Annotated in this window: 21 protein-coding genes; 13 read left to right on the top strand and 8 right to left on the bottom strand. The window is 62.3% G+C overall.

Annotation, left to right across the window (positions count from 1 at the left end):
- The first annotated feature begins 331 nt into the window (after window positions 1-331).
- On the top strand, window positions 332-1,711 hold the full coding sequence (locus tag O3297_RS27070; protein ID WP_305051016.1) for a sodium-dependent transporter: 1,380 nt from the start codon (window positions 332-334) through the stop codon (window positions 1,709-1,711).
- Here O3297_RS27070 and O3297_RS27065 read toward each other — a convergent pair whose 3' ends face one another.
- The 7 genes from O3297_RS27065 to O3297_RS27035 all read right to left on the bottom strand — a co-directional run bounded on the left by O3297_RS27065 (window position 1,712) and on the right by O3297_RS27035 (window position 9,163).
- A complete protein-coding gene (locus O3297_RS27065) occupies window positions 1,712-2,326 on the bottom strand; it encodes a M15 family metallopeptidase (protein WP_305051014.1) in 615 nt (204 codons plus the stop codon).
- Window positions 2,326-3,228: a LysR family transcriptional regulator gene (locus O3297_RS27060; RefSeq protein WP_034782805.1), complete on the bottom strand. Its 903-nt coding sequence runs from the start codon at window positions 3,226-3,228 to the stop codon at window positions 2,326-2,328. Before O3297_RS27060 ends, O3297_RS27065 begins: the two co-directional genes overlap by 1 nt.
- 83 nt (window positions 3,229-3,311) lie before the next feature.
- Window positions 3,312-4,112 (bottom strand): N-acetylmuramoyl-L-alanine amidase, encoded by an 801-nt coding sequence (locus tag O3297_RS27055; protein ID WP_034752412.1) that lies wholly within the window; start codon window positions 4,110-4,112, stop codon window positions 3,312-3,314.
- A 30-nt stretch (window positions 4,113-4,142) separates the two neighbouring features.
- On the bottom strand, window positions 4,143-5,090 hold the full coding sequence (locus tag O3297_RS27050; protein WP_305051012.1) for an N-acetylglucosamine kinase: 948 nt from the start codon (window positions 5,088-5,090) through the stop codon (window positions 4,143-4,145).
- Between the two features lie 94 nt (window positions 5,091-5,184).
- Window positions 5,185-6,846 carry a glycoside hydrolase family 10 protein gene (locus tag O3297_RS27045; RefSeq protein ID WP_305051011.1) on the bottom strand — a complete coding sequence of 554 codons (1,662 nt, stop codon included), beginning with the start codon at window positions 6,844-6,846 and terminating at the stop codon, window positions 5,185-5,187.
- A gap of 91 nt (window positions 6,847-6,937) precedes the next feature.
- Window positions 6,938-8,236, bottom strand: a complete 1,299-nt coding sequence (locus O3297_RS27040; protein WP_176381364.1) for an MFS transporter — start codon at window positions 8,234-8,236, stop codon at window positions 6,938-6,940.
- A 45-nt stretch (window positions 8,237-8,281) separates the two neighbouring features.
- Window positions 8,282-9,163 carry an N-acetylmuramic acid 6-phosphate etherase gene (locus O3297_RS27035; protein WP_305051009.1) on the bottom strand — a complete coding sequence of 294 codons (882 nt, stop codon included), beginning with the start codon at window positions 9,161-9,163 and terminating at the stop codon, window positions 8,282-8,284.
- Between the two features lie 190 nt (window positions 9,164-9,353).
- On the opposite strand from O3297_RS27035, the gene O3297_RS27030 reads away from it, so the two are divergent.
- Window positions 9,354-10,412 carry a helix-turn-helix transcriptional regulator gene (locus O3297_RS27030; protein ID WP_305051008.1) on the top strand — a complete coding sequence of 353 codons (1,059 nt, stop codon included), beginning with the start codon at window positions 9,354-9,356 and terminating at the stop codon, window positions 10,410-10,412.
- Between the two features lie 142 nt (window positions 10,413-10,554).
- Window positions 10,555-11,682, top strand: a complete 1,128-nt coding sequence (locus O3297_RS27025) for a nuclear transport factor 2 family protein (protein WP_305051007.1) — start codon at window positions 10,555-10,557, stop codon at window positions 11,680-11,682.
- A gap of 2 nt (window positions 11,683-11,684) precedes the next feature.
- On the opposite strand, the gene O3297_RS27020 is transcribed toward O3297_RS27025, so the two are convergent.
- Window positions 11,685-12,425 carry a GntR family transcriptional regulator gene (locus tag O3297_RS27020; RefSeq protein ID WP_034782800.1) on the bottom strand — a complete coding sequence of 247 codons (741 nt, stop codon included), beginning with the start codon at window positions 12,423-12,425 and terminating at the stop codon, window positions 11,685-11,687.
- Window positions 12,426-12,651: 226 nt separating this feature from the next.
- Between O3297_RS27020 and O3297_RS27015 the strand changes: the two genes are divergently transcribed.
- The 10 genes from O3297_RS27015 (at window position 12,652) to O3297_RS28780 (ending at window position 24,985) form a co-directional block, all read left to right on the top strand.
- Window positions 12,652-13,989, top strand: coding sequence for a serine hydrolase (locus tag O3297_RS27015; protein WP_305051005.1), 1,338 nt, complete (start codon window positions 12,652-12,654; stop codon window positions 13,987-13,989).
- Between the two features lie 81 nt (window positions 13,990-14,070).
- The gene (locus O3297_RS27010) at window positions 14,071-15,357 is read left to right on the top strand and encodes a D-amino acid dehydrogenase (protein WP_305051003.1); all 1,287 of its coding nucleotides are present in this window, start codon (window positions 14,071-14,073) and stop codon (window positions 15,355-15,357) included.
- A 92-nt stretch (window positions 15,358-15,449) separates the two neighbouring features.
- On the top strand, window positions 15,450-15,896 hold the full coding sequence (locus O3297_RS27005; protein WP_151091829.1) for a YchJ family protein: 447 nt from the start codon (window positions 15,450-15,452) through the stop codon (window positions 15,894-15,896).
- Window positions 15,897-15,936: 40 nt separating this feature from the next.
- A complete protein-coding gene (locus tag O3297_RS27000) occupies window positions 15,937-17,559 on the top strand; it encodes a carboxyl transferase domain-containing protein (RefSeq protein WP_305051000.1) in 1,623 nt (540 codons plus the stop codon).
- Window positions 17,560-17,580: 21 nt separating this feature from the next.
- Window positions 17,581-18,369 (top strand): enoyl-CoA hydratase/isomerase family protein, encoded by a 789-nt coding sequence (locus O3297_RS26995; RefSeq protein WP_176374407.1) that lies wholly within the window; start codon window positions 17,581-17,583, stop codon window positions 18,367-18,369.
- Window positions 18,370-18,388: 19 nt separating this feature from the next.
- The gene (gene bioA, locus O3297_RS26990) at window positions 18,389-19,717 is read left to right on the top strand and encodes an adenosylmethionine--8-amino-7-oxononanoate transaminase (protein ID WP_305050998.1); all 1,329 of its coding nucleotides are present in this window, start codon (window positions 18,389-18,391) and stop codon (window positions 19,715-19,717) included.
- A gap of 1 nt (window position 19,718) precedes the next feature.
- A complete protein-coding gene (bioF, locus tag O3297_RS26985) occupies window positions 19,719-20,915 on the top strand; it encodes an 8-amino-7-oxononanoate synthase (protein ID WP_305050996.1) in 1,197 nt (398 codons plus the stop codon).
- Window positions 20,905-21,696, top strand: coding sequence for a dethiobiotin synthase (gene bioD / locus O3297_RS26980; RefSeq protein ID WP_099389653.1), 792 nt, complete (start codon window positions 20,905-20,907; stop codon window positions 21,694-21,696). Before bioF ends, bioD begins: the two co-directional genes overlap by 11 nt.
- 58 nt (window positions 21,697-21,754) lie before the next feature.
- A complete protein-coding gene (gene bioB / locus O3297_RS26975; protein ID WP_034782789.1) occupies window positions 21,755-22,801 on the top strand; it encodes a biotin synthase BioB in 1,047 nt (348 codons plus the stop codon).
- 156 nt (window positions 22,802-22,957) lie between these two features.
- Window positions 22,958-24,985 (top strand): acetyl-CoA carboxylase biotin carboxylase subunit, encoded by a 2,028-nt coding sequence (locus O3297_RS28780; protein ID WP_370385451.1) that lies wholly within the window; start codon window positions 22,958-22,960, stop codon window positions 24,983-24,985.
- Window positions 24,986-24,993 lie beyond the last annotated feature (8 nt).

The following is a 24,993-nucleotide window of genomic DNA, read 5'->3' as shown; positions in this document are numbered from 1 at the left end:
GCACTTACATCAAATGCCCACACTTATCGACTGTTAATTGTTAAAGAACTGTATTCGGTACTGCTTTCGCGCTATCGACAAAGCGTTGTGTTTGTCAGCTGCGAAGAAGGAAGAGTATGAAGCATTTCAGCACAATCGTCAACACCTTCTTTTCTACTACCCAGCCCCTGAAGGCTGTCCCTTTTGTGCCGCAAACTAGTGCGTCTCATTGGGGAGGCGAACTATAGCAAAGCGCCCCAGCGGAAGCAAGGCTTTTCCCGGGTATTTGCGGCCAACTGCTACAATTTCGCCCCCTCAGCGAAAATTCGCGTCCCACCATAGAAGATTCACCATGAAACAACAAGCTCAAGGATCAGGCCTGACCCTGAAACGGGCTGGCTTTACCACTGGCTTCGGCGTGCTCGCCGCCACCCTCGGTTCCGCAGTCGGTCTCGGCAATATCTGGAAATTCCCCTACCTGACGGGCGCCAATGGCGGCGCCGGCTTCCTGCTCATCTATCTGCTCGCCACCTTATTAGTGGGACTGCCCGTGATGATCGCGGAAATCACCCTGGGACGCCGCGCCAAGGTCAACCCGATCTCCACCATGGAACAGCTGGCGCCCAAGGGCAAGCCCTGGTGGCTGGTCGGCCTCATCGGCATGGTCGCCGCCTTCCTGATCGTGGCGTTCTATTCGGAGGTGGTGGGCTGGGTGTTTGCCTATATCGCCAAGGCCATCGATGGTTCCATCCTCAGCAGCGACAAGCTGGTGACAGAAGCTGCCTTCGCTTCGCTGATCAGCAATCCCCTGCAATCGCTGTTGTGGCAATGGGGCGTGCTGCTGTTTATCGGCGGCATATTGATGTTGGGCGTGACCAAGGGCATCGAAGCGATCGCCAAGAAACTGATGCCGCTGCTATTCCTGCTGCTGCTCCTGCTGTGCGCGGTCAGCCTGTCGCTGGACAAGGCGGGCGAAGGCCTGGCGTTTCTGTTCCGCCCAGATTTCAGCAAGCTGACGGCGTCCGTCGTGCTGACAGCCATGGGCCTGGCGTTCTTCAAATTGTCTGTTGGCATGGGCACGATGATGACGTACGGCAGTTATTTCCGCGATGACCAGAATATTCCCGTCACGACTTTACGCGTGATGGCGGCCGACCTCGGCGTATCGATGCTGGCCGGCATCGCCATCTTCCCCGCCGTGTTCACCTTTGGCTTCGCCCCCAGCGCGGGACCGTCACTGGTGTTCATCACGATCCCCGCCGTGTTCTCGCAAATACCGATGGGACAAGCTCTGATGGTGGTGTTCTTCATCCTGGCTGCCGTGGCCGCCACGGGGGCGATGCTGTCGCTGATGGAAGTGCCCGTCGTGATTTTCCATGAACGTTTCGGCTGGACGCGCACCAGGGCCACCATCGTGACCATGCTGCTGCTGGCCGTGCTCGGTTCCGTATGCGCCCTCAGTAACAGCACGCTGGCGGACTTCAAGTTATTCAATCTGAATATGTTTGATCTGTTCGACTTTGTCTCGTCGAATATCTTCCTGCCCGTCGGCGGCATCGCGATTGCCTTGTTTACAGGCTGGGCCTGGGGCAAGGACCATTTCATTGATGCGATCGGCAACCATGGCCAGCTGCAAAATAAAACCCTGGCGCATGTGCTGCTGTTCCTGCTGCGCTTTGTCTCTCCCGTGCTGATCCTGATCGTGATGCTGAAGGGTTTACAGGTCTTCTAATCAGAGAACCCGGGTGTAGGTCTGGCGCACCAGCACCCGGTCGCCGCAATCGAAATGCCACCATTCGCTGTTGATGCCGAAGAAGCCCGCCTGGAACATGGCGTCGCGCAACACGCGGCGGTGCGCAACATGTTCCTCGGTAATTTCCCCTTTCTCCAGCAAAACCAGCTCCAGCGCCGGGTGCGAGCGCTCACTTAAATCATCAAAGCCAGTCCCCATGTCCAGTTCCTGCCCATCCGGGCCGACGATGGTGATGTCGAGCGCCATGCCGAACGAGTGGATCGAGCCACGCGACGGTTCGGCGATATAGCCCAGCAACTCCGTTCCTTGCAACGCATCCCACAATTGCTGCTGCACCCGTTGCGGACGCAGGGCATCGAGCACCAATAAATGATGATCGGGGCGCTTCACGGCCAGCCAGGCCACGGCTTTTTCCAGGGCGGCGGCCGCATCGCGGTGCAGCCATGCGCAATCGATGGGACTGTATAAGTCGCGGCCGACGAAATTGTCGGGCGTGGCATAGCGCAAGTCGACGGCGATGCCGGCGATGCTGCTCAGGTGGCGAAATTGCGGATCGCTGCCGACCGCTTCTAATTGCAAACTTGCAACAGACATCAGACTCCTCTTTCCAGGCAGTTGCGCGCCGCCACGCCGATGCTGTCGGCCAGGCGCCGCGCGCCATGCGACAGCGGCGAGTGGCTCGCCGTCAATAAATACAGTTGGATGGGGATGGTGGGCGCCCAGGGACGGCGCTGCAGGCGCTCGGGCGAGCCGGACGCAGCCGTAAAAGGATCGACCACGGCCATGCCGGCGCCCGCTTCCACCAGGGAACGGGCGATTTGATAGGTCTGCACCACGGTGGAAAACACGGGGTGGATATCCTGCGCCTCGCAGGCGGCGACCACCAGTTCGCCCAGCGGATCATTGTCGGCATGGCCGATCAGTTCGCCGTTCAAGCCATGCGCCGTCAACGGCGTGCCGCAATCGGCCGCATGCCAGGTACCGGCCGGCGCAATCACCGTCATGACGCCCTGCGCGATGGGTTCAGCCACGATGCCCGGATGACGCGGGTCTTGCAGCGACACGGCCAAGTCCGCTTCACCGAGGCGCAAGGTATTGACGATCTCGCCCGTGTGGTGGGTAGCCAGCTGACAACGCGTGTGGGGGAAGTCGCGCCGCCACTCCGTCATGGCAAACGGCAAGACGCTGATGGCAATCGTCGGCGTAGAGACCAAGCGGATGGTTTCCACCGCATGACCCTTCAGGCTGGCTGCCAGGCGGCGGATGCCCAATAAATCGCGGTTGAGCTTTTCCGTCTCGACAAACAAGCGGTGTGCCTCGGGCTTCGGATACAACTTGCCCCGTACGCGCTCGAACAGCGGCATGCCCAGTTGCAATTCGCAATGCTGCAAGACCTTGGTCACGGCCGGCTGCGAAATATGCAGCACCTGGGCCGCGCCGCTGATGGTGCCAACTTGCATGATGGCGTGAAACACTTCGATATGACGCAGCCGCATGAGCTATTCCTTTACCTTGCCGTGGCCACCCGGGCCTTCAACGTTCAGCATATAAGAAAAAGTCATGGGCTGGAACGGCTATGCTACTTTGCAACAACAGCTGGGGCCGGCGTCGTCAGCACTTCCAGCAGGGCCGCCGTTTCGCCATCGGGCGTGCCATCGAACAAGGTGTTGCGGTATTTCATCTGGAAAGCGATCAGCACATTGCGCGTCGCTTCATCGAAGACGCCCGTGTTCGGCGTCGCATAGCCGTGCTGGGCCAGCTTTTTCTGGAACCAGACGGCATCCGGCACTTGCTGCTCAAAAATGAGGCGCTGCGCGGCAACACGGTTCGCATCGGGCCATACGATCAGGCCCGCATCGGCCAGCTGGCGCCAAGGAAACAGGGGACCCGGATCCTGCTTGCGCTGTGGGGCGATCTCGTTATGGCCAAGGATATTTTCCGGCGCGATGTTGTAGCGGGCCTGGATATCTTTCAACAGCGGAATCAGCTCATCGATCTGTGCCTGGGGAAACGGATACCAAAGGCGGCCTTCCGGCGTGTCCTTGTAGCCAGGGTTGACGATCTCGATACCGATCGAGCTGACATTCAGCTGTGTATAAGTCTTCCAGTTACTCACACCCGCATGATTGGCCTGGCGCGATTCGTCGACCAGCACGTAAAACTTCGGCTTGTCCGTGTCCGTCAGCAAATAATGGCTGCTGACCACTTGTTCCGTCAGGATCTTGATCGAGCGGGGCAGATCGCTGACCGTGTAATGGATGACGATGAATTTCACGCGCGGACTCTGGCTGCGCGCGTTCAAGCTGTGGTCGAGGTGCGGCGCGGGCGTGGTACAGGCGGAGAGCAGGGCCACCAGCAGGGCGAGGGCGATTTTTTTCATGAAAGATCCGTGTTCGGGTTGGTAAAATGTTCAGTTCTTGCCAGTACGCTGGCTGGCTGCCCGGGCTGCCACCTTGGCCGCAGCCTCATGCGAACGGGCAACTTTTTGCTCCATCATCAACGATACCGGCAAAGCGGCGCGCATGGCAACCGCGATGGCCGGGTGCAATTGCGCTGCGCGGCCCGCCAGCACCACAGGACGGGGACCGTAGCGCGTCGTCAAGGCCAGCGCCAGGCGCGCCAGTTCCTGTCCCGCGCGCTGCAAGATGTCCAGCGCCAACGGGTCGCTTTCCGCACTGGCGGCCACGGCCAGCGCCAGCCGGCCGATGGCGCCCCGGTCCTGGCCATACATGAAGGCGCGCGACAGCGACCAGTCGCTGCCGCCCAGTTGCGCAAACACGGCTTCGGCCATGGGCGAGTCTTGCCAACTGCCAGGCGCCTCATCTTCGCGGCGCCAGATGTAGCGCAAGGCTTCGCGCGCGATCCAGTAACCGCCACCGCCATCGTCAAGCAGCACGCCGCGCCCGCCTGCGCGATGAAATACGCCATCCGCATCGATCCAGGCGGCAATCGAGCCCGTGCCAGCGTAGACCAGATAACCTTCGCCGGGTTCAAAACTGTCGCGATAAGCGATATCAATATCGTTGCCCAAGCGGACGTCACCGACGTCCAGCGCCAGCAGGGTCGCCAGCATGGGCGCCAGCGCCACATCGTCGCCGCCAAAGCCCGTCAAGCCCGCCACCACGGCGCGCGGTTGGCCAACGGCCAGCACGGCCTGGCACAACCTGGAAAATGCGGCGTGCACGGCCGCGCGGCCCGCTTCGCTGCTCATTTGCAAGGCAGACAAGCCTTCCACAGCGCCATCGGCCACGATGACGCCGTCCCCGTTGGCCAAGGCCCAGCGCGTCTGCGTGCCGCCCGCGTCGATGCCCAGCCCCAGCACGGCAGTGTCAGTATTGGTTACAGGGAAGGAAATCATGGCATGAGTGTAAAGCCAAGCTGAGCTTGCAGGCATGAAAGCTTGCGCATGTTTCATGCCTGCAGGTTATGGACTAGCGGTGAACGGTCAACAACTACTTGGCGGGGGCCGTAAACGGTGCGCGCACGGTAACGCGGGGGCTTTCATTGCCGAGGCGGTCCACGGCGCTGACCACTACCGCATTGACTTTACCAATGGCATCGTCGACCAGGGTCAGCTCGCCTTGCACGCCCGTGACCACGGTAAAGCGCCAGTCTTCGCCGTAGCGGGCCCAGACCGCGTACTGCGCCACGGCTTTGCCGCCCCCCGCCGTCAATTTGATGTTCAGACTGGTGGAATCGCGGCGCAAGGCCAGCACGGGCGTACCCGGTGCTTCCTTGCCCAGCCACGGCGTGGCGGGAATCAGGGCAGGGCTTTGATATACGGTCGCCTTGAGTTGCTCGCTGACACCCTTGCGGTTCTGCATCAGCGGCACCATGCTGAAATGCACTTGTCCATTCGCGCCGGGGCGCGTGCGCGTCACTTCGATCTGCTTGATGATCTCTTGCGGCGTGAAGGACTTGGCGGAATTGTCGATGCGGCTCGTGTACAGGCCCGGCCACACGTGGCGGCCATACGGATTTTGCGCCAGCCAGTAGTCGAGCAGCACGCCAAACGCTTGCGGCGCCTGGGCCACGGGCCAGTACAGCTGTGGCGACAGGTAATCGAGCCAGCCCTTGGCCAGCCACAGTTCCGCATCCGCATACAATTTATCGTACTGGCTGAAGCCAACGATGCCGACCGGGCGGCGGTCCGGACGGCCGATGCCGAACGGGCTGATGCCGAAGCGCACCCAGCTCTTTTCGCGGTGGATGCCTGTATATAAGGCTTCGATCAGCTGGTTGACATTCTGGCGGCGCCAGGAAGGGCGGTCCAGCTGGCCACCGGCCAGCAAATATTGCTGCCAGGAAGGCTCATCGGGGAACGGCAGTTCGCGCTTGGCGCCGCCATTGCCCGCGTCCAGCGCGGCTGTTTCCGCACCGGCACCGGCGCCAGGCGCATCGATCGGGTACGGATAAAAGTAATCATCGATGTGCACGCCGTCGATATCGTAGCGGCGCACCACGTCCAGCACCACGTCCGTCGTGTGCCTGGAGGCGGCGGCGTCGCCCGGGTCCATCCACAGGTAGCGGCCGTATTGCTTGACGGACGCCGGGTTGGTGGAAGCGAAACTGTCGCGTGCCAGCGGCGACTTGGCCGTCGCGTGACGGGCACGGTAGGGGTTGAACCAGGCGTGCAATTCCAGGCCGCGCGCGTGCGCCTGCGCCACCCAGAAGGCCAGCGGGTCATACATGGGCAATGGCGGCTGGCCTTGCTTGCCGGTCAGGTATTCCGACCAAGGCTCCAGTTGCGATGGGTAAATCGTGTCGGCGCTGGGCCGCACCTGCAGCACAATCGCGTTCAGATTCAAGGACTTGGCGCGGTCGAGAATGGCCAGCGCCTCCGCTTGCTGCTTGGCGACAGGCAAATTGCTGCGGCTGGGCCAGTCGATATTGGCGACCGTCGAGACCCAGGCGGCGCGGAACTCGCGCGGTGCCGGCGGCGGCACTTCGCCCGTGATGTGCTGCACGGGCGGCACGGCCGGCAAACCCGCTTCGCCTGGCGTCACTGCGGAGGGCAGCCTGGTACTGGTACAACTGCTGAGCAATGTGGCGGTGGCCAGCGCGGCCAGTACGCCGGCGCTGGCGCCCAGGCGTTTTTTGAAAGTAGACAACAAAACAATTCCTTGCAGTGGTGAAGCGCAGGTCTATCGGTGCGGGCATTTTACTGTGCGCCCGCCATCCATGCGGGCGCACGGTTCAAAAGAATCAGGCCTCGGCCTTCTTGCCGAATTCGGGATCGATCTTGACCAGCGCGGCCATGATGAAAGCAGGAATGGTGGCGATGCAAACCCAGATGAAGAAATGCTGGTAACCGAGCATTTGCTGGATCCAGCCGCTGGCCATGCCCGGCAGCATCATGCCCAGGGCCATGAAGCCCGTACAGATGGCGTAATGGGCCGTTTTATGGGCGCCATCGGAGACCATGATCATGTACAACATATACGAAGCGAAACCGAAGCCATAGCCAAATTGCTCCAGGGCGATGCCACTGGCAATCACATAGATGCTGCTGGGCAAAGCGGTGGCCAGATAGACAAACACCAGGTCGGGCAAGTGGACGGACAGCACCATGATCCACAGGCAACGTTTCAAGCCGAAGCGGGAAATGATGAATCCGCCCAGCAAGCCGCCCAAGGTCAGGGCGATGACGCCGATGGTGCCGTAGACGAGGCCCACCTGTTCCGTGCTGAGGCCCAGGCCCCCCTTGGCAACGGGGTCGAGCAGGAAGGGCGCAGCCAATTTGAGCAGTTGCGCTTCGCCGAGGCGGAACAGCAGCAAGAAGCCCAGGATGACCAAAATATCCTTCTTCTTGAAAAAGGAGGCAAAGGTGGCAACGAACTCCTGCAGCGGAGAAACACCGGCGCCCTGGATGCTGGGGCGGTCATCCTGCGGTTTCGGCAGGACAAAATAGTGGTACAGGAAGAGGGCGATGAACAGGCCCGCCAAAATCGCAAACACGACGGACCAGGCCAGCTGCACATTGCCCGTCGCATGCGTCAGATAGCCGGCCAGGTACACGAGGCCACCCTGGCCGGCGATCATCGCCAGGCGGTAAAACGTGCTGCGCACGCCGACAAAGGCCGCCTGCTGGTGTTCTTCCAGGCCCAGCATATAAAAACCGTCGGCGGCGATGTCATGCGTGGCGGAACTGAAGGCCATCAGCCAGAAGATGGCCAGGCTAATCTGGAAAAAGTGCGGCAGCGACGTCGTCAGGGCCACCAGCGCCAGCGCGGCGCCAATCACCAGCTGCAAGCCGACGATCCAGAAGCGCTTGGTGCGGTACATGTCGATAAAGGGTGACCACAGGGGCTTGATGACCCACGGCAAGTACAGCCAGCTCGTATATAGCGCGATATCCGTATTGGAAAAACCGTAGTTCTTGTACATGATCACGGACAGTGTCATGACCACTACATAGGGGATGCCCTGGCCAAAATACAGGGAAGGGATCCACAGCCACGGATTTTTAGCGCGCGCCGGGGCGGTTTGTTTCACTAGCTCCATACATCCTTCGTTGTCTCCCAGACAGAAGAATGCCGCGCCATCGGATCACGCCGCCAGTGCCGCCCGCACACTGCCGTCCGCGCCGGCCAACAATGCCTGTGCCTGGTTTGTGTTGATTTTTTTGATCAAGGCAACAATCGCCACCTTGACGTGAAATTGGCATTGCTCCAGCACGGTCCTGGCCTGCACTTCGCTGGCGCCGGTGGCGTGCATGGTGAGACGCACCGCCCGCCAGATCAGCTTGGCGTTGGTCGGCTTCAAGTCTACCATCAAGTTTCCGTAAGTTTTATGCAAACCGACCATCAGCGCGCTGGAAATCGTGTTCAGGGTGATTTTTTGCGCCGTGCCCGCTTTCAGGCGGGTGCTGCCGGAAATGACTTCCGTGCCCGTGTCGAGCACGATGCCGCATTGCGCCTCGTGCGCCACAGGCGCATCCACATTGTTGGCGATGCCTATCGTCAAGGCGCCCGCCTTGCGCGCGGCCAGCAGGGCGCCCAGCACATACGGCGTGGCGCCGGAGGCGGCCAGCAGGATCACCACGTCATTGTCTTGCGGCTGCAGGGACAGCAAGTCCGCCTCGCCTTGCTGCAAATTATCTTCCGCCCCTTCGACAGCCGTGAACATGGCGCCCGCGCCGCCGGCCAGGAGGGCGACGGCCCGCTCGGGCGGCCACGAAAACGTGGGATTGAGTTCGACACTGTCGAGTACGCCCAGGCGGCCCGACGTGCCCGCGCCCACGTACAGCAGGCGGCCGCCGGCAGCGATGCGGGGCAGGGCGGCCGTGATGGCGGCAGCGATGTCGGGCGACGCCAGCCGCACAGCCTCGACGGCCCAGAACTGGTCATCGACCAGCGCCGCCACCAGTTGCTCCACCGGATACAGGTCCAGATCCGGATGCCGCCGGCTCGGAGTTTCAGTTTTCAACATGATTTCAGAACATGGTTGACCGTGAAACCAGTTTAATACCAACGAGCGGGATCAACCATGAAAGGATGGCGGGCGGGCATAACGGGAGTTTATGGCTGGTGCAGGAACGTGATGATGTCCTACTTGTACTTCGATACGCTCCCGTTTGTGTCTATACTTGGGTTCGACGCCAACATCCACGACACGCCCCATGATCGCTCGCCAATTGCTGTTCCTGTTTAGCGCCCTTGGCGCCATCAACGGCATTTTCCTGGCCGTCTATTTTTTCAGCCGCCGGCCCCGCTGCCTGGCCGACTGCATGCTGGGCGCATTGTTGCTTGCCGTCGGGGTGCGCACCGCCAAATCCGCCTTCCTCTACTTCAACCCGGCGATCGCAATCGAATTCCGCCAGCTGGGCCTGTCGGCCTGCCTGCTGATCGGTCCCTTGACCTATCTCTATGTGCGCTCTTTCTTGGCCGGGCTCGCGCAATTGCCTGCCGGACAACAATGGCGTTGGCACCTGGGCTTGTCCTTTCTGCTGATCGGCATTGGCGTTGCCTTTCCGTATTCCGCGTATCCTGCTGTGTGGAACCAGTCGAGCCATGCCATTCATGTGTTCTGGCTATGCTACCTGCTGGCAACCGCCAGGCTGCTGTGGCAAAGCCGCCGCGCATGGTGGAACGAGGGACAGCGGATGGCGACCAGCAGCGTGCTCCTGCTGAGCGTCTTTGCAGGCAGCTGCGTCATGCTGGCGGCGTACGCGAGCACGCCGTTCACGTCCTATATCGTTGGCGCCTTGTCATTCACCTTCTCGCTGCATGTGGCGGTGATGGTCTTTCTGCTGAGAAAGGAAGGCTTGACGCCATCCGAGCCGAAACAGAAGTACCAGAATAACCGCCTGGCGCACGAAGATACGCTGGCCGTGCTTGCCGCGCTGGAACAACAGATGAGCGGACAGAAATCCTATCTGAATCCGAACCTGACCCTGGCCCAACTCGCCAAGCGGGCGGGATGCACTCAGGCGCAGGTGTCGCAGGTACTGAATGACAAGCTGGGCAAGAGCTTCACGACCTACGTCAACGAATACCGTATCGCCGAAGCGAAACAGGTATTGACCGACGAGCCGCAATGGAACATGGATACCGTCGCCGAGCGCTGCGGGTTCAATTCCAGTTCCACCTTCTACTCGACCTTCAAGAAAGTGGCTGGACAGACGCCCGCCAGCTTCCGGGCTCAATCTGGCCAGCCGGCCAGGGCCATTTCCGCATAAAAGCACTCCGGAATCGCCATTCCGGAGTCTGAAATCGTGTTTGGCGACATCCATTCCCCTGCACTTCGATAAATTATCGAGCACCAGCGATCTGAAATAGTCGTTGCTCCGATAAACGCAGTTCTATATGCAGGGTACATCCATGATTCAGTTTTTATTGCGAACGATACTCGCCTGTTGCTTCCTGAGCATCACCGCCGTCGGCACCGCCGCAGACCAGGACGAAAATGCCATCCGGGAAACCGTGCGCTTGTATATGCATGGCACCAGCTTTAACGTACAAAGCGAGATCAACCAGGCCTTCCATGCAAATTCCCGCCTTTACCTGGACGGCAAAAACGATGCGGAATGGGAGTTGAGCGGTCCGGAATACGCCAAACTCTTTTCCCAGGAGAAAGCAGGGCAATTCAATGGGCGCCACGGGCGACTGATCAAGGTGGATGTGAGCGGCAAGGTGGCCACGGCCAAGGCCGAGATCCACATTCCTGAGCAAGGGGTGCGCTATGTGGATGTCTTTCTGTTGAAAAAGATCGCCGGCAACTGGAAAATCGTCAGCAAGTCGGCCCATCGCGAGCCAGCAGCCCCGCGCCACGCACGCAAGGTGCTGCTGGTGGTGTCGAATGTACATCAGTATCCGGGCACAAAGGTTAACGCTGGCAATAATTTTCCGGAGATCGCGTATACCTATGATGTCTTTCGCAAAGCGGGGTACGCCGTCGACTTCGTCAGTCCCGAGGGTGGCGCCATTCCTCTGGAAATGATCGTCACGTCGGACGCCCTGCTCAAGAAACACCTGTACGACAGTGACTTCATGTGGGCACTGGCCCATACCAAGCCCGTTTCCGAGGTCAGGGCGGACGAGTATGCGGGCATGGCTTTCGTCGGCGGCGGCGCGGCCATCGTCGGTATCCCGGAAAACAAGGCGCTGCAGGACATCGCCTTGCGTATCTACGAACAACAGGGCGGGGTGATCGCGGCCATCTGCCATGGCACCGAGGGCATCAAGAACCTGAAGCTGCGTGACGGTACTTTCCTGATCCAGGGCAAGGTGCTCACCTCGTTCCCCGATGCGTTTCTGAACAAGGAATCGCCGGTCTACAAGGCCTATCCTTTTTCGGCAGAAGCGAGCATCAAGCGCCATGGCGGCATATTCAGGCACGGCGCCAACGGCAAGAGCCACGTCGAGGTCGATGGCCGGCTGGTGACCGGCATGAGCTGGGAAGCGTCTGTCGGCGTGGCGGAATCCATGATCCGCCTGATCGAGCAGTAAGCTTACGGAGCGCGGCGCATTTCCGCCACAAAGTCGTAATGATCGCTGCGGCAATACGAATGCGTGAGCTCCACCGCTTCGCCCGACTCCAGGTAGGCGATGCGCGTGATGAACAGCACGGCCTGGCCATCGGGGATGCCCAATTGCTTGGCCAGCACGTCCGTCGCATTCATGGCGCGGATGTGCTGCAGGGCGCGCACGGGGGCCTTCTTGATGCTGCTCAAGTATTCATACAGCGAATCACCCATCGCCTCAGGCTCCGGCACCACGCTGAACGGCAAGACGCTCACTTCATATGCCATCACGACGTCATCGGCCAGGCGCAGGCGCTCCAGGCGCGCCACCTTCGTGTTCTGCGCCAGGCCCAGGCTCAGCTGTTCATCGCTGCTGGCGATGACGACTTCGCGCTTGAGCCAGCGCGAGCCGGGGCGGTAGCCGCGCTGCTGCAGCTGCTCGGAAAAGCTCGACAGGTTCGACAGTGGCTGCTCGATGCGCGGGGCAATATAGTTGCCCGAACCGCGGCGGCGCACGACGAGGCCTTGCTCGACGAGCTGGTCGATGGCCTTGCGGGCAGTCACGCGCGATACGTCGAGCAGTTCGGACAGGGTACGTTCGGATGGCAGGGCCTGGTCTACCTGGTAGCGGCCGTTGCGTACGTCATCGCTCAGCTTGCGGGCGATCTGCATATATAAAGGCGAATTGTCATTTAAATCGACCTTGAGTTCTACGCTGGTCTGGCTCATACAGTTCTCCTTGTCCTCCTAGTGTAATAGCGATGGCGCCTGCGCGTAGCCCGTCCACCCATGAATAAATGGAAAATGACCATAAATAACGGTTATACACTTAAAAAAACAATGTTTTACCGTACGTATAGCTTTGTATTATGGATAAATAAGCAATTTTCATTAGCGCAGTAAACCATCGCGCCCTATGCTGGTGGCGCCTCCACCACACCGCGAAACAGGGAACATGCACAATAAAATGACGGGTTTACTGGGCTTGCTGCTGCTGGGTACGACGTGGACGGCGCTTGCCGCCCCGCCCGGTAGCGGCAAGGACCAGCAGCGCGCGCTCGATGCCACGCTATCGGCCATCGTCGATGATGCGGCCCACCCGCTGGCCAGCCTGTCCGTGCTGGCTATCCGCCACGGCAAGGTGTCGTATCAACAACAATTTGGCTACCGGCATATCGGCGCCACGCCGACAGAGAACTTGCCCGTGACGCCAGCCACCCTGTTCCGCATCGCCTCCGTCTCGAAGATGATGACTACCCTGGGCCTGATGCGGCTGGTCGAGCAGGGCAAGCTGAGCCTGGACCAGGACGTGGGCATCTATCTGGGTTTTTCCCTGCGCAACCCGCATTTCCCCCAGCAACCGTTGACCTTGCGCAGCCTGCTCAGCCACACTTCCTCGCTGCGCGATGCGGGCGGCTATGCCTGGGGCCCCGAACGCAGCTTGCGCGACGTGTTTACGGCCGGCACCGATACGATGTGGGATGCGGCCGCGGCGCCGGGCCGCTATTTCACGTATGCCAACCTGAACTGGGGCGTGATCGGCACCGTGATGGAAAAAGTCACGGGCGAGCGCTTCGACTTGCTGATGCGGCGCCTGCTGCTCGATCCCCTCGATGTGCGCGGCGGCTACAATCCGGCCGCCTTCCCGGCGGAGGATGTGGCAAACACGGCTACCCTGTACCGCAAGCGCACGCTGGAGACGGAGATCTGGCAGCCACACGGCCCCTGGATCGCGCAAGCCGATGATTTTTACCAACGCCCACCGGCCGCGCCAGCCGGCCTCGAACGGTATGTGATCGGTAGCAATGCCACCGTCTTCAGCCCCACGGGCGGCTTGCGCATCTCTGCTGCGGGCTTGGGCACGGTCATGCAGATGCTGCTCGACGGCGGGCGTTATCAGGGAAAACAACTATTGCAGCCGGCCAGCATCGCGCTGATGTTTGGCCGCCAATGGCAGCTGGCGCCGGACGGACGCAATGGCGACAGCGAACGGGGCCTGTACCACGCCTGGGGCCTGGGCAACCAGCAATTCGATGCGGTGGCAGGGCAGGGCAACCGCCTGGTCGAGGGTGCCAGCTTCACGGCCGTGGGCCACCTGGGCGACGCGTATGGCCTGGTCTCTGCCTTCGTGCTCGATTTCAAGAACAGGAACGGCATGGTGATGCTGGTGGGCGGCACGGGCAGCGATCCCGAACATTATCCTGGCACGTATTCCGCCATGGGGCGCAGCGAGGAATTGATACTCACCGCGCTATACCGTGGTGCGATTGATAACAATCAGTCCTTGCATTGAAATGGTGCATTCCTGAAAGTTATGGCTGCACCATGATGTTTCATTGGCTGCGCTGACGGCCAGCCTCTAAGCTCTTCCCGAATGCTTCCGCACCATGGGAGCGCAACGCAGCGAGGCAACATGCAGCAACAAGTCATCATCATCGGCGGCGGCATCGTCGGTCTGACATCGGCCTGGTGGCTGGCCGAGGCCGGCTACAAGGTCACCTTACTGGAACGCAATGAACAGGTGGCGATCGCCGCCAGCTACCGCAATGGCGGCCAACTCAGCTATCGCTATGTAGCCCCGCTGGCCGATGCGGGCGTGCCCTTCAAAGCCCTGCAATGGCTGCTGCAGAAAGACGGTCCGCTGCGCTTCCGTCCCGAAGCGGACTGGCGCCAATGGCGCTGGATGGCCAGTTTCTTGCGTAATTGCAACAGCGCCAGCAATGCCCGCACGACGGCCAAGCTGCTGCAACTGGGAGAATGGAGCCGCGCCGGCATGGCGCAGCTGGAGCTGACGGTACCGCCCGAAGCGTATGCCTGGCGCGATGCGGGCAAGCTCATCGTCTACCGTTCGCCCGCCATCTTTCAGCGGGCCGTGGCGCGGCCCGAGTCGGAAGAGGCGCGCATCGTCCTGTCTCCGGCGGAAGCCGTGCAGCGCGAACCGGCGCTGGCCGCCTTGCAAGGCGCCCTAGCTGGCGGCATTTTTACGCAAGGCGAGGCGGTGGCCGATTGCCACGCCTTTTGCCTGGCGCTGGAAGCGCGCCTGCTGCAGCACCCGAATTGTTCGCTCTTATTAAAAGGCGAGGCGCGCCGCCTCGTCACGCACAAGGGCAGGATCACGGGCGTCGATACGAGCCTGGGCTTGCTGCAAGCGGATCACTATGTACTGGCGGCCGGCATCCAGAGCCGCGACCTGGCCGCCACGGCGGGCATCTACCTGCCCCTGTACCCGCTGAAGGGCTACAGCCTGACGGCGCCCATCCGCGCGCAGCACCGGGCGCCCGAGATCAGCATCACGGATTTCGAACGCAAGGTACTGTATGCACGCATCGGTGGCGACCTGCGCGTGGCCGCCATGGTCGACATGGTGGGCGCCGACAACAGCATCGACTGGGACCGCATCGCGGGCCTGACGCGGCTGGCGCGCGAAGCCATGCCGCACGGCGCCGATTACGACCAGGCCACGGCCTGGGCCGGCCTGCGCCCCGCCACGCCGAACAGCGCGCCGCTGGTGGGCGCCAGCAAAGTTGGCAATCTGTGGCTCAACGTGGGCCACGGCCCCTTGGGCTTTACCTTTGCCGCCGGCACGGCGCGCATCCTGGCCGATCTCATGGCTGGCAAGGCGCCGCCGTTCGCGCTGGACTTCCTCAGCCCCACAAAGTAGCCAGGCAAGGCGCGGCGCACGCGCCGCTGCCGATATGGCGGATAATTGCGGAACTTTTCAGTTCCCTCTTTTCTGTTCCTGATTGCCAGCGCATGCCCACACTCTCGACATCTGCCGCCTGCCCCTGTGGCGGCGCCTCCTACGCCGGCTGCTGCGGCCCGTATATCGCGGGCGACGCCTTACCGCCCACGGCCGAAACCCTGATGCGTTCGCGCTACACGGCGTTTACCTTGCGCGACGAGCCGTATCTGCTTGCCACCTGGCACGCCAGCACCCGTCCCACCGACGCTTTATTTGCCGAAGAAGAAAAAGTCCACTGGCTGGGACTTGAGGTAAAATCTGCTTTACGTTTACGTCAACGTAAAGCAGTATCAGCAGATCAAGCCGAAGAGATACACCGCGACAGCGTGGAATTCGTGGCCCGCTACAAGGTCAACGGCCGCGCGCACCGCCTGCATGAAGTGAGCCGCTTCGTGCGCGAAGCGGGTGAGGGCGGCGCCCTGCGCTGGTTTTATCTCGACGGCAGTTTTCCCGAATAGCGCGACCCGAGAGACCGGGCGATAATAAAAAGGAACCGCAATGCCGCACATCGAAAGCAAACTCAATCCGCGCAGTGAAGATTTCAAGGCCAATGCCGCGGCCATGCAAGCCATCGTCGACGATTTGCGCGACAAGGTCGAGAAAATCGCGGCCGGCGGCGGCGAGGCGGCTGCCGCCAAGCACCTGGCGCGCGGAAAGCTGCTGCCGCGCGACCGCGTGCAGATGTTGCTCGATCCCGGCACGCCCTTCCTCGAGTTTTCCCAGATGGCGGCCTACGCCATGTACCAGGACGCCAAGGGCGCCGATGCGGCGCCTTCCGCCGGCATCATCACCGGCATCGGCAGGGTCTCGGGCCAGGAATGCGTCATCGTCTGTAACGACGCCACCGTCAAGGGCGGCACGTATTACCCGATGACGGTGAAAAAGCACTTGCGCGCCCAGGAAATCGCCGACCAGAACAACCTGCCCTGCATCTACCTGGTCGATTCGGGCGGCGCCAACCTGCCGAACCAAGACGACGTCTTCCCCGACCGCGACCATTTCGGCCGCATCTTCTACAACCAGGCGAACCTGTCGGCCAAGGGCATCCCGCAGATCGCCGTCGTGATGGGCTCTTGCACGGCCGGCGGCGCGTACGTGCCGGCCATGAGCGATGAGTCGATCATCGTCAAGGAGCAGGGCACGATTTTCCTCGGCGGCCCGCCGCTGGTGAAAGCGGCCACCGGCGAAGTGGTGACGGCCGAAGACCTGGGCGGCGGCGACGTGCACACGCGTTTGTCCGGCGTGGTCGACCACCTGGCGCAGAACGATCTGCACGCGCTGTCGCTGGCGCGCACCATCGTCTCGAACCTGAACCGCACCAAGCCGCAGCAGATGGCCTTGCGCGAGTCCGTCGAGCCGAAATATCCGATGCAGGAACTGTATGGCGTAATCCCCGTCGATACGCGCAAGCCCTTCGATGTACGCGAAGTGATCGCGCGCATCGTCGACGGCAGCGATTTCGACGAATTCAAGGCCCGCTACGGCACCACCCTGATCTGCGGCTTCGCGCATATCTATGGGGTGAAAGTCGGCATCATCGCCAATAATGGCATCCTGTTCTCCGAATCGGCCCTGAAAGGTACGCATTTCATCGAATTGTGCTGCCAACGCAAGATCCCGCTCGTCTTCCTGCAAAATATCACGGGCTTCATGGTGGGCCGCAAATACGAAAACGAGGGCATCGCCCGCAATGGCGCCAAGATGGTCACGGCCGTCGCCACGGCTGCCGTGCCGAAATTCACGGTGATCATCGGCGGCAGCTTCGGCGCCGGAAACTACGGCATGTGCGGCCGCGCGTTTTCCCCGCGTTTCATGTGGATGTGGCCGAATGCGCGCATTTCCGTCATGGGCGGTGACCAGGCCGCTTCCGTGCTGGCGACCGTCAAGCGCGACGGCATCGAGGGCAAGGGCGGCGAGTGGAGCGCGGACGAGGAAGCGGCGTTCAAGCAGCCGATCAAGGATCAATACGAACACCAGGGCCACCCGTACTACGCCACCGCGCGCCTGTGGGACGATGGCGTGATCGACCCGGCCGATACCCGCATGGTGCTGGGCCTGGGCCTGTCGGCCGCCTTGAACGCGGAAATCCCGGACACGAAGTTCGGCGTATTCCGCATGTAAGCGGCATTCAGGGAGAAGATCATGGAATTTGAAACCTTAAAGCTGGTCATCGAGGGCAATGTCGCCACCGTGACCCTGAACCGGCCCGACGTGCGCAATGCCTTCAACGAGACGACGATCGCCGAACTGGCGCGCGCCTTCGAGGGCCTGGGGCGCAGCGACATGGTGCGCGCCATCGTGCTGGCGGCGAATGGCGCGGCCTTTTGCGCCGGTGCGGACTTGAACTGGATGAAGAAGATGGCAGGCTACACGCATGCCGAAAACCAGGCCGACGCGCTGCAGCTGGCGCAGATGCTGCGCACGATTTACCTGTGTCCCAAGCCCGTGGTGGCGAAGATCCAGGGCGACTGCTATGCGGGCGGCATGGGCCTCGTCGCCGCATGCGATATCATTCTGGTTGCGGAAGACGTGCATTTCTGCCTGAGCGAAGTGCGGCTGGGACTGATCCCGGCCACTATTTCACCGTATGTCATCAAGGCCATGGGCGAAAACGCGGCTCGCCGCTATTTCCTGACCGCGGAGCGATTCTCCGCGCAAGAGGCGCTGCGCATCGGCTTTGCCCACGAGGTAGTCGCTGGCGACGCGCTGGACGCGAAAACGGCCGAGGTGCTCAAAGCGCTGACGGGCAACAGCCCGCACGCGGTGGCGCAAGCAAAAACGCTGGTGCGCGAGATCGTCGGCCAGCCGGTTGACGACGCGCTGCTGGCCGACACCGCCGAGCGCATCGCGCAGATCCGCGCCTCGGAGCAGGGACGCGAAGGCGTGCAATCGTTCCTCGACAAGCGCAAGCCGAGTTGGCTCATGGGCTAGCAATATCATTGGAGCAGTTTTGAAAGCAGAAAAACAATCGGGCTGGGTCGAACGCAGTCTGCGCAGCGTGTGGCATCCGTGCACGCAAATGCAGCACCACGAGACTGTACCGCTCATCCCCGTCAGCCATGGCCGCGGCGCCTGGCTGTATGACCACGAAGGCCGACGCTACCTGGACGCCATCAGCTCCTGGTGGGTGAACCTATTCGGCCACGCGAATCCGCGCATCAATGCGGAACTCAAGGATCAACTGGACCGCCTGGAACACGCGATGCTGGCCGGTTTCACGCATGAACCGGTGATCGAACTGTCGGAAAAACTCTCCGCCTTGACGGGTGGCGTGCTCGGTCACAGCTTTTACGCGTCCGATGGGGCATCCGCCGTGGAAATCGCCCTGAAAATGAGTTTTCACGCCTGGCGCAACAACGGCAAGAGTGAAAAGCAGGAATTCGTCTGCCTGAAAGGCAGCTACCACGGCGAAACCATCGGCGCGCTGGCCGTCACCGATGTCGCCCTGTTCAAGGATGCCTACGGCCCCTTGCTGCGCGCCACGCAGACGGTGATGTCGCCCGACTTCCGCCAGGCGGCCGAGGGCGAGTCCGCCCAGGACGTGGCCCGCCGCGCCGCCGCCGAAGTCGAACAGCTTTTCCAGCAAAAAGCGGACAAGATCGCCGCCATCATCATCGAGCCGCTGGTGCAGTGCGCCACCGGCATGGCCATGCACGACCCGCTGTACCTGTCGCTGGTGCGCACCCTGTGCGACCGTTATCAAGTCCATTTGATCCTCGATGAAATCGCCGTCGGCTGCGGACGCACGGGCACTTTCTTTGCGTGCGAACAGGCCGGCGTCTGGCCCGACTTCGTCTGCCTGTCGAAAGGCATCAGCGGCGGCTATCTGCCCCTGTCCCTGGTGATGACGCGCGAAGACATCTACCAGGCTTTCTACAGCACCGACGTGCGCCGCGGCTTTTTGCATTCGCACTCGTACACGGGCAATCCGCTGGCCTGCCGCGCGGCGCTGGCGACGCTTTCCATCTTCGAGGAAGACGACGTGCTGGCCACCAACCGCGTGCGCGCCGACAAGATCACGCAAGCGCTGGCGCCGCTGGCGCAGCATAACAAGGTAAAAAACTTCAGACAACAGGGCATGATCTGGGCCTTCGATGCGGTGGACGCTGCACCCGACTTTTCGCGCCGCTTCTTCAGCACGGCGCTGGAAAACGAACTGCTGATGCGCCCCATCGGCTCCACCGTCTACCTGATGCCGCCGTACATCCTCGACGACGAGGAAATCGCGGGCCTGGGCCAGCAGACGCTGGCCGTCTTCAATCATGTGATCGGGGCCTGAGATGGAACTGATCGCGCGATTACAACAACAGTTGCAAGGACTGGAAGAGCGCAGCCTGATCCGCCGCCGCCGTACCGTCGACACGCCGTGCGCGCCGCGCCTGACGGTGGACGGGCGCGCCATGCTGGCCTTTTGCAGCAATGACTACCTGGGCCTGGCGTCGCATCCGCGCATCGTCGCCGCGCTGAAAGAGGGCGCCGACCTGTATGGCGCCGGCAGCGGCGCTTCGCATTTGATCAGCGGCCATAGCCGCGCCCACGCGCAGCTGGAAGAGCGCCTGGCCACATTTGTCGGCGCCAACCTGGAACAGGCGCGTGCCCTGTATTTCTGCACCGGCTACATGGCCAATCTGGCCGTGCTCACGGCCCTGTCGGCGGGCGACCCGGACGCGGAGATGTTCTCGGAAGCGCTGAACCACGCCTCGCTGATCGATGGCACGCGCCTGGCCCGCGTCAAGACACGCGTATATCCGCACGCCGACCTCGATGCTCTGGCGGCCCTGCTGGCAGCCAGCACGGCGAAAACCAAGATCGTCGTCACCGACAGCGTCTTCAGCATGGATGGCGACCTGGCGCCGCTGCCCGCGCTGCTGGCCCTGTGCGAACAACATGGCGCCTGGCTGGTGGTCGACGACGCGCACGGCTTCGGCGCGCTGGGAACCCATGGCCGCGGGGCGCTCGAACACTTCGACCTGCATTCGCCCTACCTCGTGTATGTGGGCACCCTGGGCAAATCGGCCGGCGTGGGCGGCGCCTTTGTTGCCGCGCATGAGGCCGTGATCGAAACCCTGATCCAGAAGGCCCGCCCGTACATCTTCACCACGGCGGCAGCGCCGGCGCTGGCGCATGCGCTGCTGGCCAGCCTGGACATCATCGCCGGTGAAGAAGGAAAACAACGCCGGATGCACCTGGCGGCGCTGGTGGCGCAATGGAACGACGGCTTGCAGCTGCAGCGCTGGCAAGCCTTGCCATCCGTGACCGCCATCCAGCCCGTCATCATTGGCGAGAATGCGGACATGCTGGACATCGCCGCCACCCTGTACCAGCAGGGCCTGTGGGTCGGTGCCATCCGCCCGCCCACCGTGCCAGCGGGAACGGCGCGCCTGCGCGTGACCCTGTCGGCCGGCCACACGGCGCAGGAAGTGGCGCAATTGATCAACGCAGTCAACACCCTGGAAAGGAATCGCCATGAGCCTTGATGATCCTATCGTGGCGGAAGTGCTGGCGGACCTGGCGCCGGCCGTGCAGCCGGCTCCGGCCGCCACCGGCCTGCCATCGCGCTTTGCCTGTTTCGTCACCGGCACCGACACGGAAATCGGCAAGACCCTGACGTCGTCGGCCCTGCTGCACGCGCTGGTGGCGCGCGGTGTGCGCGCCTGCGGCATGAAGCCTGTCGCCGCCGGCGCCGAAATGCGCGACGGCGAACTGCATAATGAAGACGCCGACAGCCTGATCGCCGCCGGCAACGTCACCATGCTGCGCAGCCTGACGACACCCTACATGCTGAAGGAGCCGGCCGCGCCGCACATCGCCGCCGCGCTCGAAGGCGTCAGCATCGAATCGGTGCCGATTCTGGCCGCCTACCTGGAAATCGCCGCTGCCTCGGACGCCGTGGTGGTCGAAGGCGTGGGCGGATTCCGCGTGCCGCTGTCTCCCGGCTTTGATTCGGCCGACCTGGCGCAGCAGCTCGATCTACCCGTGATCCTCGTGGTCGGCATGCGCCTGGGCTGCATCAGCCAGGCCTTGCTGACGCTGGAAGCCATCGAGGCGCGCGGCTTGACGGTCATCGGCTGGGTCGCCAACACCCTGGAAGTGGAAATGCGCTTCCTCGACGAGAATATCGATGCGCTGATCGAGCGCATCCCGGCGCCGCTGCTGGGCAAGGTGCCGCGCCTGGCGCAACCGAGCGCGGAAGCGGCGGCGGCGTATCTCGATTTCAGCGGCTTGCCGAACTGGCCGGCGCAGCAGTCGCAGAACTAGACCAAACAATTAAGCCAAACAACTGAACGTACTCAAAAATAGAAGCGAAGGAATCACCATGTCTTTAGTCCAAGAAGCAGCAAAAACCGTCGAATTGCACCGCCCTGCGGCGCGCATCACCCTGCCCGAAGCGGCCACCTGGCCCATCGATGATGTGCTGGCCCTGTTCGACCTGCCTTTCAATGACCTGATGTTCAAGGCCCAGCAAACGCACCGCATCAACTTCCCCGATGGCGACGTGGAACTGGCGACCCTGTTGTCGATCAAGACGGGCGGCTGCGAGGAAGACTGCGGCTATTGCCCGCAGGCGGCCCGCTACGACACGGGCGTGGAAGCGAAAAAAATCCTCGACATCGACACGGTGCTCGACGCGGCACGCCAGGCAAAAGCCAACGGCGCCACGCGCTTCTGCATGGGCGCCGCATGGCGCGGCCCGAAGGACCGCGACATGGACAAAGTCGAAGAGATGGTCAGCAAAGTGAAAGCGCTGGGCCTGGAAACCTGTGCGACTCTGGGCATGCTGGAAGAGGGACAGGCGGACCGCCTGAAAAACGCGGGCCTCGACTTCTATAACCACAACCTCGATACGGCGCCGGAATTCTACGACAACGTCATCTCGACGCGCGAATACCAGGACCGCCTGGACACCCTGGGCCGTGTGCGCGAAGCGGGCTTGAAAGTATGCTGCGGCGGAATCGTCGGCATGGGCGAAACACGTCTGCAACGCGCGGGCCTGATCGCCCAGCTGGCCAATCTGAATCCATATCCGGAATCGGTGCCCGTGAACCATCTGGTGCAAGTGGAAGGCACGCCATTGTTTGGCCTGGAAGCGCTCGACCCGTTCGAATTCGTGCGCACGATCGCCGTTGCCCGCATCACCATGCCGAAAGCGCGCGTGCGTTTGTCGGCCGGCCGCCGCCAGATGGGCGAAGCCGTGCAAGCCATGTGCTTCCTGGCTGGCGCCAACTCCATCTTCTACGGCGACAAGCTGCTCACCACCGACAACCCGGAAGCGGAAGACGACCGCACCTTGCTGGGCAAACTGGGCCTGCAGACGCGCGGCGCCATGCTCGACTCGGTACAGAAAGAGAAGTGCGGCTGCTGATCCAGCCCTGTCGGGTTACGCCGTGCCGGCTAACCCGACCTACGAATACCGCCTCACCATCCGTAGGTCGGCTTAGCGCGCAGCGCGTAAGCCGACAAGCCAACAGACCAGGTCCATCAAGAGACCGCTGCACCTTTGAGAGAATAGAGAGAGACCATGTTCACTAAAATCCTGATCGCCAACCGCGGCGAAATCGCCTGCCGTGTCGCCGCTACCGCGCGCCGCATGGGCATCCAGACCGTCGCCGTCTATTCGGAAGCGGACGCCAACGCCAAGCACGTCGCCGTGTGCGACGAAGCCGTGCTGATCGGCCCCGCGCCGGCCAAGGAAAGCTATCTGTGCGGCGACAAGATCATCGCCGTGGCGCTGGCGACCGGGGCGCAGGCGATCCACCCCGGCTACGGCTTCCTGTCCGAAAACGCGGATTTCGCCGACGCCTGCCACGCGGCGGGCCTGGTCTTCATCGGCCCGCCGGCGTCCGCCATGCGCGCCATGGGTTCGAAGTCGGCCGCCAAGTCGCTGATGGAAAAAGCGAATGTGCCGCTGGTGCCCGGCTACCACGGCGAGGAACAGGATGCGGACTTCCTGCACGGCCAAGCCGACAAGATCGGCTACCCGGTCCTGCTGAAGGCATCGGCCGGCGGCGGCGGCAAGGGCATGCGCGTCATCGACAACAGCGCCGACTTCAAGGCCGCGCTGGCCTCGTGCAAGCGCGAAGCGATCAGCTCTTTCGGCGACGACAAGGTGCTGGCCGAAAAATACCTGTCGCGCCCGCGGCATATCGAAATCCAGGTGTTTGCCGACACGCTCGGCAACTGCATCTACCTGTTCGAGCGCGATTGCTCGGTGCAGCGCCGCCATCAAAAGGTGCTGGAAGAAGCGCCGGCGCCGGGCATGCCGGCTGAGCGCCGCGCGGCCATGGGCGAAGCGGCCGTCGCCGCCGCCAAGGCCGTCGGCTATGTGGGCGCGGGTACGGTGGAATTCATCGCCAACCAGGATGGTTCGTTCTACTTCATGGAGATGAACACGCGCCTGCAAGTCGAGCATCCGGTGACGGAAATGATCACCGGCACCGACCTGGTGGAATGGCAGTTGCGCGTCGCCTTTGGCGAGCCGCTGCCGAAAAAACAGAGCGAACTGACGATCCACGGCCACGCCATCGAGGCGCGCATCTATGCGGAAAATCCGGAAAAGGGCTTCTTGCCATCGATCGGCACGCTGCGCCACATGCAGTCGCCTTCCGCCGTGACGTTCGAACTGGGTGGCACGGTCGTTCCAGCGTCCGTGCGCATCGATTCCGGCGTGCGCGAAGGCGACGCGATTTCGCCATTCTACGACCCGATGATCGCCAAGCTGATCGTCTGGGGCGCGGACCGCCGCGAAGCGCTGGCACGCATGGCGCAGGCGCTGGCCGACTACCAGATCGTCGGCCTGGCCAGCAATATCGCCTTCCTGAAACGCCTGATCGAAGGCCAGGCGTTTGCCGGCGCCGACCTCGATACGGGCCTCATCGAACGCAATCAAGCGTCGCTGTTCCCCGCCCTGCAGGCGGCGCCCGACACGGCCCTGGCGCTGGCGTCCGTCGCCCTGCTGCTGGAAGAAAAAGCGGCCGCCGAAGCGCAGTCGGCCAACCGCGCCGACCCGTGGGGCAATGCCCTGGGCTGGCGCTTGAACAGCACCCTGGGACGCAGCCTGGCGTTTGCCGATGAATTCGCGCTCACTGGCGACAGCAAGGCCTATGCCGCGCGCATCGCCTACAAGACGGATGGCTGGCTGTTCAACGGCCAGCCCCTCACCCTGACGGCGCGCAAAGGCCTGGAACTGCACATCAAGCTCGGCGAGCGTGCCGTGCATGGCACCGTGCTGCGCGACGGGGAACAGTTCCACGTATTCAGCGGCGGCTTGCACTACACACTGCACTACAGCGATCCGATGGCGCATGCGGGCGAAGTGGAAGCGGAAGGCGGGCGCCTGACGGCGCCGATGCCGGGCAAGGTCGTCGCCGTGCTGGTCAACAAAGGACAGGACGTCAAGAAGGGCGAGCCTTTGGTCATCATGGAAGCGATGAAGATGGAACACACGATCTCCGCGCCGCACGACGGCCTGGTGGAAGACGTGCTGTATGCCGTTGGCGACCAGGTGGCCGATGGCGCGCCGCTGCTGGCCTTCAAGGCTGCCGCGTAAGAGAACGC

This window comes from Janthinobacterium sp. SUN128 (assembly GCF_030587275.1).
In the GTDB taxonomy this organism is placed as follows: domain Bacteria; phylum Pseudomonadota; class Gammaproteobacteria; order Burkholderiales; family Burkholderiaceae_D; genus Janthinobacterium; species Janthinobacterium lividum.
The sequence above is the reverse complement of the archived record's forward strand: the minus strand, read 5'-3'. Positions and strand labels throughout refer to the sequence as shown.

Excerpts from the sequence above, each read along its gene's own strand:
- O3297_RS27030 (WP_305051008.1), top strand. The coding sequence starts at position 9,354 with ATGATCGCTCGCCAATTGCTGTTCCTGTTTAGCGCCCTTGGCGCCATC.
- O3297_RS27040 (WP_176381364.1), bottom strand. The coding sequence starts at position 8,236 with ATGGAGCTAGTGAAACAAACCGCCCCGGCGCGCGCTAAAAATCCGTGG.
- O3297_RS27020 (WP_034782800.1), bottom strand. The coding sequence starts at position 12,425 with ATGAGCCAGACCAGCGTAGAACTCAAGGTCGATTTAAATGACAATTCG.
- O3297_RS27055 (WP_034752412.1), bottom strand. The coding sequence starts at position 4,112 with ATGAAAAAAATCGCCCTCGCCCTGCTGGTGGCCCTGCTCTCCGCCTGT.
- O3297_RS27010 (WP_305051003.1), top strand. The coding sequence starts at position 14,071 with ATGCTTCCGCACCATGGGAGCGCAACGCAGCGAGGCAACATGCAGCAA.
- O3297_RS27015 (WP_305051005.1), top strand. The coding sequence starts at position 12,652 with ATGCACAATAAAATGACGGGTTTACTGGGCTTGCTGCTGCTGGGTACG.
- bioB (WP_034782789.1), top strand. The coding sequence starts at position 21,755 with ATGTCTTTAGTCCAAGAAGCAGCAAAAACCGTCGAATTGCACCGCCCT.
- O3297_RS27065 (WP_305051014.1), bottom strand. The coding sequence starts at position 2,326 with ATGTCTGTTGCAAGTTTGCAATTAGAAGCGGTCGGCAGCGATCCGCAA.
- O3297_RS28780 (WP_370385451.1), top strand. The coding sequence starts at position 22,958 with ATGTTCACTAAAATCCTGATCGCCAACCGCGGCGAAATCGCCTGCCGT.
- O3297_RS27025 (WP_305051007.1), top strand. The coding sequence starts at position 10,555 with ATGATTCAGTTTTTATTGCGAACGATACTCGCCTGTTGCTTCCTGAGC.
- O3297_RS27005 (WP_151091829.1), top strand. The coding sequence starts at position 15,450 with ATGCCCACACTCTCGACATCTGCCGCCTGCCCCTGTGGCGGCGCCTCC.
- O3297_RS27070 (WP_305051016.1), top strand. The coding sequence starts at position 332 with ATGAAACAACAAGCTCAAGGATCAGGCCTGACCCTGAAACGGGCTGGC.
- O3297_RS27060 (WP_034782805.1), bottom strand. The coding sequence starts at position 3,228 with ATGCGGCTGCGTCATATCGAAGTGTTTCACGCCATCATGCAAGTTGGC.
- bioF (WP_305050996.1), top strand. The coding sequence starts at position 19,719 with ATGGAACTGATCGCGCGATTACAACAACAGTTGCAAGGACTGGAAGAG.
- bioD (WP_099389653.1), top strand. The coding sequence starts at position 20,905 with ATGAGCCTTGATGATCCTATCGTGGCGGAAGTGCTGGCGGACCTGGCG.
- O3297_RS26995 (WP_176374407.1), top strand. The coding sequence starts at position 17,581 with ATGGAATTTGAAACCTTAAAGCTGGTCATCGAGGGCAATGTCGCCACC.
- O3297_RS27035 (WP_305051009.1), bottom strand. The coding sequence starts at position 9,163 with ATGTTGAAAACTGAAACTCCGAGCCGGCGGCATCCGGATCTGGACCTG.
- O3297_RS27000 (WP_305051000.1), top strand. The coding sequence starts at position 15,937 with ATGCCGCACATCGAAAGCAAACTCAATCCGCGCAGTGAAGATTTCAAG.
- O3297_RS27050 (WP_305051012.1), bottom strand. The coding sequence starts at position 5,090 with ATGATTTCCTTCCCTGTAACCAATACTGACACTGCCGTGCTGGGGCTG.